This window comes from Micromonospora okii (assembly GCF_020884795.1).
GTDB classification, from domain to species: Bacteria; Actinomycetota; Actinomycetes; order Mycobacteriales; family Micromonosporaceae; genus Micromonospora; species Micromonospora okii.
Map to the genome: position 1 here is coordinate 303,166 of NZ_BBZF01000012.1, position 10,610 is coordinate 313,775.

General features: G+C 75.4%; 1 protein-coding gene and 1 pseudogene. Both read left to right on the top strand.

Going from position 1 to position 10,610, the window contains the following annotated elements; all coding sequences use genetic code 11:
- Positions 1-25 precede the first annotated feature (25 nt).
- Complete coding sequence (locus tag LPU43_RS00865) at positions 26-5,002, top strand: type I polyketide synthase (RefSeq protein ID WP_229397822.1); 4,977 nt, start codon at positions 26-28, stop codon at positions 5,000-5,002.
- A gap of 63 nt (positions 5,003-5,065) precedes the next feature.
- Positions 5,066-10,610 (top strand): annotated as a pseudogene (locus tag LPU43_RS00870) (type I polyketide synthase); the annotation flags it as partial.

Consider the following 10,610-nt stretch of genomic DNA (forward strand, 5'->3'; position numbering starts at 1 on the left):
CCAGGATCGAGGCAGGTGCCCTCCGATGAGCGACGACAAGCTGCGGTACTTCCTCAAGCGGGTGACCGCCGACCTGCACGACACCCGGCACAAGCTGAAGACCGTCGAGGCGCGCGAGACCGAACCGGTGGCCGTCGTCTCGATGAGCTGCCGCTTCCCCGGCGGCGTGCACTCGCCCGAGGAGCTGTGGGACCTCGTCGCGGACGGCCGGGACGCCCTCACCGAGTTCCCCGACGACCGGGGCTGGGACCTGGAGTCGCTCTACGACCCGGACCCGAACAAGCCGGGCAAGAGCTACACCCGCGTCGGCGGGTTCCTCGACGCCGCGGGCGGGTTCGACCCGACGCTGTTCGGCATCTCGCCGCGCGAGGCCCTGGCCATGGACCCGCAGCAGCGGCTGCTGCTGGAGACGTCCTGGGAGGCCGTCGAGCGGGCCGGCATCGACCCGTCGTCGCTGCGCGGCAGCTCCACCGGCGTCTTCGTCGGGCTGAGCACCTCCAACTACGGCATGGGCCTGCCGAACGTCCCCGAGGGCGTCGACATGTACCTCGGCACCGGCAACACCACCAGCGTCGCGTCCGGCCGGATCTCGTTCACCCTCGGCCTCAACGGCCCGGCTGTCACCGTGGACACCGCCTGCTCGTCGTCCCTGGTCGCCCTGCACCTCGCCGTGAACGCGCTGCGGCGCGGCGAGTGCGACCTCGCGCTGGCCGGCGGCGTCACCGTGATGGCCACCCCCGGCGTCTTCGTCGTCTTCTCCCGGCAGCGCGGCATGTCCGTCGACGGCCGGTGCAAGGCGTTCGCGGCGGGGGCGGACGGCACCGGCTGGGGCGAGGGCGGCGGCGTCCTCCTCGTGGAGCGGCTCGCCGACGCCGAGCGCAACGGCCACCCCGTCCTCGCCGTGATCCGGGGCAGCGCCCTGAACCAGGACGGCGCGTCCAACGGCCTCACCGCCCCGAACGGCCCCGCCCAGCAGCGGGTCATCCGGCAGGCCCTCGCCAACGCCCGGCTCGGCACCGCCGACGTGGACATGGTCGAGGCGCACGGCACGGGCACGACCCTCGGCGATCCGATCGAGGCGCAGGCGCTGATCGCCACGTACGGGCAGGACCGCCCCGCCGACCGGCCGCTGTGGCTCGGCTCGGTGAAGTCGAACATCGGCCACACCCAGAGCGCCGCCGGCGTCGCCGGGCTGGTCAAGATGGTGATGGCGCTGCGCAACGGCCTCATGCCGGAGACCCTGCACGTCGACGCGCCGTCCCCGCACGTCGACTGGACCGCCGGTGCGGTCTCCCTACTCACCGAGGCCCGGCCGTGGCCCGAGCTGGACCGTCCCCGCCGTGGCGGCGTCTCCTCGTTCGGGGTCAGCGGCACCAACGCCCACGTGATCCTGGAGGAGTACCGGCCGGGCGTCGCCGCCCCCGAGGCCGTGGACGGCGGGGAGGCGGCCCCCGCGCGCCGCCCCGGCCTCGTCACCTCCGACGTGACCGTGTGGCCGGTGTCGGCCCGTACGACGGCGGCCCTCGCCGGCCAGGCAGCCCGCCTCGCCCGGCACGTCCGCGAGCACGGCGACCTCGCGTCGGCAGCGGTCGGCTGGTCCCTCGCCACCACCCGCTCCACGCTGGATCACCGCGCCGCCGTCGTGGGCGCGACCACCGAAGAACTACTGGCCGGGCTGGACGCCCTCGCGGGCGGCCACCCCGCCGGCCACCTCGTCACCGGCACGGTCACCGGCACCGGTGCCGGCCCGGTGTTCGTCTTCCCGGGCCAGGGGGCGCAGTCGGCGCGGATGGCGTCGGGCCTGGTCGGCCGGACGCCGGTGTTCGACGCTCGCCTCGCGCAGTGTCAGGCTGCGCTCGCGCCGTATCTGGACGTGGATCTCGTCTCCGTGTTGACCGGGGACGACGAGTCGTGGTTGGAGCGGGTCGAGGTCGTCCAGCCGGTCCTGTGGGCCGTGGGGATCGCGCTCGCCGCCGTCTGGGGCGCGGCGGGCGTCGTCCCGGAGGCGGTGATCGGTCACTCGCAGGGTGAGATCGGCGCGGCCTGTGTGGCGGGCATCCTCACCTTGGAGGACGCGGCGAAGACCGTCGCCCTGCGGTCGCGCGCGTTGGCCGTGTTGCGGGGCACGGGGGCGATGGCGTCGGTTGACCTGTCGGCCGACGCGATTGCCGAGCGCCTCGCCGGTTTCCCGGGCGTGGGTGTGGCGGCGGTCAACGGCCCGTCGACCGTGGTCGTGTCCGGGCCGCCGCAGCCGGTGGCGGACCTGGTGGAGGCGTGCCAGGCCGAGGGAATCCGCGCCCGGTTGATTCCGGTGGACTACGCGTCGCACTCCGAGTCCGTCCAGGACGTCGCCGAGCAGCTCCGCGCGGACCTTGCGGACGTGACCCCGCAGCCCGGCACGGTGAAGCTGGTCTCCACGCTGACCGGGGAGTGGGTCGACCCGGCGTCGATGACGGCCGACTACTGGTACGAGAACCTTCGGCGGACCGTGCGGTTCGACGCCGCCGTGCGGGTGGCGGTGGCCGCCGGGCATGCCACGTTCGTGGAGATCAGCCCACATCCGGTGCTGACCATGCCCGTCACGGCGATCCTCGACGACACCGGCACAGCGGGGCATGTGCTGGGCAGCCTGCGGCGGGGCGACGACGACCCGACCCGCCTGCTGACCAACCTCGCCACCGCCCACACCGCCGGCCTGCCCGTCAACCTGACGAAGGTCCTCGCCGAGGCCGACACCGTGCCCCTGCCCACCTACGCCTTCGACCACCAGCAGTTCTGGCTCGACGGTAGCGGCGGTGGCGACCTGGAGGAGCTGCTCCAGGGCGCGGCCGATCCGGGAGACGCGAGCTTCTGGGCCGCCGTGGAACGCGGGGACGTCGCCGCCCTCGCCGAGGCCGTCGCCACCGAGGACGCCCCGGCGGACGAGGTCGTCGACGCGCTGCTCCCGGCGCTGCCGGTGCTCACCTCGTGGCGTCGGCAGCGCCGCCGCCGGGCCGACATCGACCGCTGGCGGTACCAGGACACCTGGAAGCCGCTGGCCGGCGTCGCCAGCCGGGGAATGCCCGGCACCTGGGTCGTCGTCATGCCGACCGGCGACATCGTCGAGCCCTGGCAGGACGCCTGCGTCGAGGCGTTCGCGGCGGCCGGCGCGACCATCGTCCCGGTGCCCGTCTCCGCCGCCGACGTCGACCGTGACCTGCTCGGCAAGCTGCTGCGGGAGGCGCTCGTCGCCGCGCCGGGCGGCGACGGCGAGGCCGCCGACGTGACCGGCGTGGTGTCGCTGCTCGCCTTCGACGAGCTGGTCCACCCCCTGCACCCGTCCGTGCCCGGCGGCTTCGCCGCCACCGTCGCGCTCTTCCAGGCCCTCGGCGACGTCGGCCTACGCGCGCCGATGTGGGCCGTCACCTCCGGTGCCGCCTCCGTCGGCTGGACGGACCTGCTGCGCTCCCCGGTGCAGTCGCTGGTCTGGGGCTTCGGCCGGGTCGCCGCGTTGGAGCACCCGGAGCGCTGGGGCGGCCTCGTGGACCTGCCCGAGGCCGTGGACGAGCGCTGCGCCGACCTGCTCGTCGCGGCCCTCACCGCCGCCGGCGACGAGGACCAGATCGCGGTACGCCCCAACGGCCTGCTCGCCCGGCGGCTCACCCGCGTCCCGCTGGGCGACAGCCAGCCCGCGAACCCGTGGGCGCCCTCCGGCACGGCCCTGGTCACCGGCGGCACCGGCGCGCTCGGCGGGCACGCCGCCCGCTGGCTGGCCCGCAGCGGCGTGCAGAACATCGTCGTCGTCAGCCGGCGGGGGATGGCCGCGCCGGGCGCGCGGCAGCTCGTCGACGACCTCACCGAGCTGGGCGCGCGGGCCAGCGTGGTCGCCTGTGACGCCTCGGACCGGGACGCCCTGGCCGAGCTGATCGGGTCGATTCCCGCCGAGCACCCGCTCACCACGGTCGTGCACGCGAGCGCCGTCCTGGACGACGCCATGATCAACGACCTGCGGCCGGAGCAGATCGACCGGGTGCTCCGGGCCAAGGCCGACGTGGCGTACCACCTGCACGAGCTGACCCTCGACCTGGACCTCACCGCGTTCGTCATGTTCTCGTCGTTCGCGGGCAGCGTGGCCAGCTCCGGCGTCGGCAACTACGCCCCGAGCAACGCGTTCCTCGACGCGCTCGCCCAGCACCGGCGCGGCCTCGGCCTGCCCGCCACCTCCATCGCCTGGGGCGCCTGGGCCGGCGGCGGCATGGCCGAGGGGCCCTTCGGCGAGCTGCTGCACCGGCACGGCGTACCCGAGATGAGCCCCGACGCGGCCATCACCGCGCTCCAGCAGGCCGTGGAGCACGGCGAGGCGTTCCTCACCATCGCCGACATCGCCTGGGAGCGGTTCGCCGTCGCGTTCACCGCCACCCGGCCCGGCCCGCTGATCAGCGACCTGCCGGACGTGCGCCGGCTCGCCGCGGCCGAGAAGGTCGCCGCCGTGGAGGCCGGCGACGGCCCGGACTCGTTGCAGCACCGACTCGCCGGGTTGCCCGCCGCCGACCGGCTCGCCGTGCTGCTCGCCCTGGTACGCGGGCAGGTCGCCGCCGTGCTCAACTACCCGTCCGCCGAGTCGGTGGACGAGCACCGGGCGTTCCGGGAGCTGGGCTTCGACTCCGTCACCGCCGTCGAGCTGCGCAACCGGCTCGGCATGGCCACCGGGGTGGCCCTGCCGGTCACCCTGGTCTTCGACTACCCGACCCCGGCGACCCTGGCGGAGTACCTCTTCGCCGAGATCGCCCACGACGACGTGGTGACCCCGACCGCCCTCCTCGACGATCTCGACCGGATCGCCGACGGCCTCGACGTGGTGGCGCGGGACGAGGCGGCGCGCATCCGGGCCACGGTGCGCCTCCAGGCGATGCTCTCCCGGCTCGGCCAGGACAGCGGCGGCGCGGGCATCGGCCGACACCTCGACGACGCCACCGACGACGAACTCTTCGCCATGGTGGACAAGGACCTCGGCATCTCCTGACCCGCTCCGGCCCACCCTCGTCCCTCCCCAGGAAGCGGCACTCCGATGGCCAATGAAGACAAGCTCCGCGACTACCTCAAGCGGGTCATGGCTGATCTCCACGACACCCGCCGCAGGCTCAGTGAGGCGCAGTCCCAGGAACTGGAGCCGGTGGCGATCGTGGCGATGAGCTGCCGCCTGCCCGGCGGGGTGCGCAACCCGGACGAGCTGTGGGAGCTGCTGCGCGACGGACGGGACGCCGTCACCCCGTTCCCGGAGGACCGGGGCTGGGACACCGAGCGGCTCTACCACCCCGACCCCGACAACCCGGGCACCTCGTACGCCAGGGAGGGCGGGTTCGTCGACGGGGCGGGCGACTTCGACTCCGCCTTCTTCGGCATCTCGCCCCGCGAGGCGCTGACCATGGACCCGCAGCAGCGGCTGCTGCTGGAGACGTCCTGGGAGGCGGTCGAGGCCGCCGGGATCGACCCGACCTCGCTGCGCGGCAGCCGGACCGGGGTCTTCGTCGGCACCAACGGGCAGGACTACGCGACCCTGCTGATGATGTCGCCGGACGGCGACGAGGGGCACTCGATGACCGGGGGCGCGGCGGCCGTCGCGTCGGGCCGGGTGTCGTACAGCCTAGGGCTGGAGGGGCCGGCCGTCTCCATCGACACGGCGTGCTCGTCGTCGCTGGTGGCGCTGCACCTCGCCGCGCAGGCGCTCCGGGCGGGGGAGTGCGAACTGGCCCTGGCCGGCGGCGTGACGGTGATGGCCACCCCCGGCCTCTACGTCGGGTCGAGCCGCCAGCGGGCCCTCTCTCCGGACGGGCGGTGCCGCTCCTTCGCCGCCGCCGCCGACGGCGCCGGCTTCTCCGAGGGCGTCGGCTGGCTGCTGGTCGAGCGGCTGTCGGACGCCCGCCGCAACGGCCATCCGGTCCTGGCCGTCGTGCGCGGCAGCGCCGTCAACCAGGACGGGGCGTCGAACGGGCTGACCGCCCCGAACGGCCCGGCCCAGCAGCGGGTGATCAGCCAGGCCCTGGCCTCGGCCCGGCTGTCGACGGCGGACGTGGACGTGGTGGAGGCGCACGGCACGGGTACGACGCTGGGTGACCCGATCGAGGCGCAGGCGTTGCTGGCGACGTACGGGCAGGATCGGCCCGGTGACCGGCCGTTGTTGTTGGGGTCGGTGAAGTCGAATATCGGGCACGCGCAGGCCGCCGCCGGCGTCGCCGGTGTGATCAAGATGGTGTTGGCGATGCGGCACGGTGTGGTGCCGGCGACGCTGCACGTCGATGCGCCGTCCCCGCACATCGACTGGACCGCCGGGGCGGTGGAGCTGGCCACGGAGGCGCGGCCGTGGCCCGAGACCGGGCGGGTCCGCCGGTCCGCCGTCTCCTCCTTCGGCATCTCCGGCACCAACGCCCACGTCATCATCGAGGAGCCGGACGACCCGGCCGAGGACGACGGCCCGGCCGTCTCCGCCCCCGGCCTGGTCGCCTCCGACGTGACGGTGTGGCCGGTGTCGGCCCGGTCGCGGGCCGCCCTCGCCGGGCAGGCCGCCCGGCTGGCCCGGTACCTCCGCGCGCACGACGGCCCCGACGCCCCGGAGGTCGGCTGGTCCCTCGCCATCACCCGGTCGACGTTCGAGCACCGGGCCGCCGTGGTCGGCGCGACGGTCGGGGATCTGCTGGCCGGGCTGGACGCCCTGGCGGCGGGCACCCCGGCCGGGAACGTGGTCAGCGGTACGGCGGCCTCGCAGAATGCCGGCCCGGTGTTCGTGTTCCCGGGTCAGGGGGCGCAGTCGGCGCGGATGGCGTCGGGCCTGATTGGCCGGACGCCGGTGTTCGACGGTCGCCTTGCGCAGTGTCAGGCGGCTCTGGCTCCGTACCTGGACGTGGACCTGGTGGCGGTGCTGACCGGGGATGACGAGTCGTGGTTGGAGCGGGTCGAGGTCGTGCAGCCGGTGCTGTGGGCGGTGGGGATCGCTCTGGCGGCGGTGTGGGAGCACGTGGGGGTGGTTCCGCAGGCGGTGATCGGTCATTCGCAGGGTGAGATTGGTGCGGCCTGTGTGGCGGGCATCCTGTCGTTGGAGGATGCGGCGAAGACCGTTGCCCTGCGTTCCCGTGCGTTGGCGGTGTTGCGGGGGACCGGGGCGATGGCGTCGGTGGACCTGTCCGCCGAGGCGATCGCCGAGCGGCTGCCGGGCTTCCCCGGCGTGGGCATTGCGGCGGTCAACGGCCCGTCGACCGTGGTGGTGTCCGGGCCGCCGCAGCCGGTCGCGGATCTGGTGGAGGTGTGTCAGGCCGAGGGCGTGCGGGCGCGGTTGATTCCGGTGGACTACGCGTCGCATTCCGAGTCGGTACAGGAGGTCGCCGAGCGGCTCCGCGCCGATCTGGCCGACGTGACTCCGCAGGCGGGCGCGGTGAAGCTGGTCTCGACGCTGACGGGGGAGTGGGTCGACCCGGCGTCGATGACGGCCGATTACTGGTATGAGAACCTTCGGCGGACCGTGCGGTTCGATGCCGCCGTGCGGGTGGCGGTGGCGGCCGGGCATGGCACGTTCGTGGAGATCAGCCCGCATCCGGTGCTGACCATGCCGGTCACGGCGATCCTGGACGACCTCGGCACGACCGGGCACGTGTTGGGCAGCCTGCGGCGGGGCGACGACGACCCGACGCGGCTGCTGACGAACCTGGCCACCGCCCACACGATCGGCCTGCCCGTCGACCTGACGAAGGTCCTCGCCGAGGCCGACACCGTGGCCCTGCCTACCTACGCCTTCGACCACCAGCGGTACTGGCCCGCGCCGCCGCTCTTCCTCGCCCGGACCGACGAGGCGCCCGACATCGACCGGTGGCGCTACCGGGTCACCTGGAAGGCCCTGCCCGACCTGCCGCTGGACCGGCTCGCCGGCACCTGGCTGGTCCCGCTCCCCGCCGGGCTGGAGGACGACCCGCTGGTCCACGACGTGCTCTCTGCGCTCGGCGGCGTCGGCGTGGACGCCGTGCCCGTCGAGGTGGACCCCACCGGCGATCCGGCGGCGACGGTCGACCTGCTGCGCGACGCGCTCGCCGGGGAGCACCCCGCCGCGGTGCTGTCCCTGCTCGCGCTGGACGAGCGGGCGCACCCCGAGCACCCCGCCACCACCGTGGCCGTCGCCGGGACCGCCCTGCTCGTCCAGGCGCTCGGCGCGCTCGGCGTCGAGGCGCCGCTGTGGTGCGCCACCCGGCGGGCCGTCGCCGTCGACGCCGGGGACCCGGCCCCGTCCCCGGCTGCCGCCGCCGTCTGGGGACTCGGCCGCGCCGTGGCCCTCGAACACCCCGGCCGCTGGGCCGGCCTGGTCGACCTGCCGGACGCGCTCGACCTGCGGACCGGCGCGGGGCTCTGCGCGGTGCTCGGCGACAGCGGGGGCGAGGACCAGGTCGCCGTCCGCGAGTCGGGGGTCTTCGCCCGCCGGCTCACCCGGATCACCGACCCCGAGCCGGCCGCGCCCGCCGGGGCACAGGGCGACGGCTGGCGGGCGCGCGGCACCGTGCTGATCACCGGCGGCACCGGCGGCCTGGGCGGGCACCTGGCCCGCTGGGCGGCCCGCTCCGGTGCCGCGCACGTCCTGCTGGCGAGCCGGCGCGGCCCGGACGCCCCGGGCGCCGCCGAGCTGGAGGCGGAGCTGACCGGCCTCGGCGTGACCGTCACCGTGGCCCGCTGCGACGTCACCGACCGGGCGCAGGTCGCCGCCCTGCTGGCCGCCGTCCCCGCCGACGCGCCGGTGAGCGCCGTGCTGCACACCGCCGCCGTCCTCGACGACGGCATCGTGGACGCACTCACCCCGGAGCGCCTGCACGCCGTCGCCGCGCCCAAGTGCCTCGCCGCCGCCCACCTCGACGAGCTGACCCGTGGCCTGGACCTGGACGCGTTCGTGCTCTTCTCCTCCGTCGCCGGCACCACCGGCAACGCCGGGCAGGGCGCGTACGGGGCGGCGAACGCCTACCTCGACGCCCTCGCCGAGCGCCGCCGCGCCGAGGGCCTGCCCGCCCTCTCCGTGGCCTGGGGCGCGTGGAGCGGGGCGGGCCTGCCCGCCGAGAACGAGCGCGCCCAGCAGCGGCTGCGCCGGGGCGGCATGGTCGGGATGGACCCCGACCTGGCCGTCGAGGCCCTGGCCCGGGCGCTGCGCCGGGGCGAGGCCACCACGCTGATCGCCGACGTCGACTGGGGGCGGTTCGCCCCGGCGTTCGCCCTGGTCCGGCCGAGCCCGCTGATCGGCGACCTCGACGAGGTCCGCGAGGCCGCCCGGCGGGACGCCACCCGGTCCGACGGCGGGCAGGCGCCGGCCGCGCCCCCGGTCAACCGTCTCGCCCGGCTCGCCCCGGCGGAGCGCGCCGAGGCGCTGCTGGGGCTGGTCCGCCAGTGCGCGGCCACCGCGCTGGGCTACGGCGCGGCCGACGACATCCCGGCCACCCGGCCCTTCCGCGACCTGGGCCTGGACTCGCTGACCGCCGTGGACCTGCGCAACCTGCTGGCCGGCGCCACCGACCTGCGGCTGCCCGCGACCCTCGCGTTCGACTACCCGAACCCGACCGCGCTCGCCGCGCACCTCGACGAGCTGCTCACCGGCGTCGAGCCGGACGTGGCCGTCCCCGCGCCGGCCGCCCCCGCCGACGACGACGAGCCGATTGCCATCGTGGCGATGAGCTGCCGCTTCCCCGGCGGCGCGGACGACCCGGAGCGGCTCTGGCAGCTCCTCGCCGCCGGCGGCGACGCAATCGGCGAGTTCCCCACCGACCGGGGCTGGGACCTGGAGCGGCTGTTCGACTCCGACCCGGAGAACGAGGGCACCAGCTACGCCCGGGAGGGCGGCTTCGTCGCCGGGGTCGCCGACTTCGACGCCGGCTTCTTCGGCATCAGCCCCCGGGAGGCCCTGGCGATGGACCCGCAGCAGCGGCTGCTGCTGGAGGCGTCCTGGGAGGCGGTCGAGCGGGCCGGTATCGACCCGCACGCGCTGCGCGGCACCCCCACCGGGGTCTTCGTCGGCACCAACTACCAGGACTACCGGAACCTGATGTTCGGCACCGAGGGCGCCGAGGGGCACCTGATGACCGGCAACGCCGGCAGCGTGCTCTCCGGCCGGGTCTCGTACACGCTCGGGCTGGAGGGGCCCGCCGTGTCGGTGGACACCGCCTGCTCCTCGTCGCTGGTCGCGCTGCACTGGGCCTGCCAGGCGCTGCGCCGGGCCGAGTGCTCCATGGCCCTCGTCGGCGGCGTCACCGTCATGGCCACCCCCGGGGTGTTCGTCGGCTTCAGCCGCCAGCGGGGGCTCGCCCCGGACGGCCGGGTCAAGGCGTTCGCCTCCGCCGCCGACGGCACGAGCTGGGGTGAGGGCCTCGGCGTGCTGCTGGTGGAGCGGCTCTCCGACGCGCGGCGCAACGGCCACCCCGTGCTCGCGGTGGTGCGGGGCAGCGCCGTGAACCAGGACGGCGCGTCCAACGGCCTCACCGCCCCGAACGGCCCGTCGCAGCAGCGGGTGATCCGGCAGGCCCTCGCCGCCGCCGGCCTCGCCGCCGCCGACGTGGACGCCGTGGAGGCGCACGGCACCGGCACCCGCCTCGGCGACCCGATCGAGGCGCAGGCCC

Coding starts and splice junctions, on each gene's coding strand:
- LPU43_RS00865 (WP_229397822.1), top strand. CDS start 26: ATGAGCGACGACAAGCTGCGGTACTTCCTCAAGCGGGTGACCGCCGAC.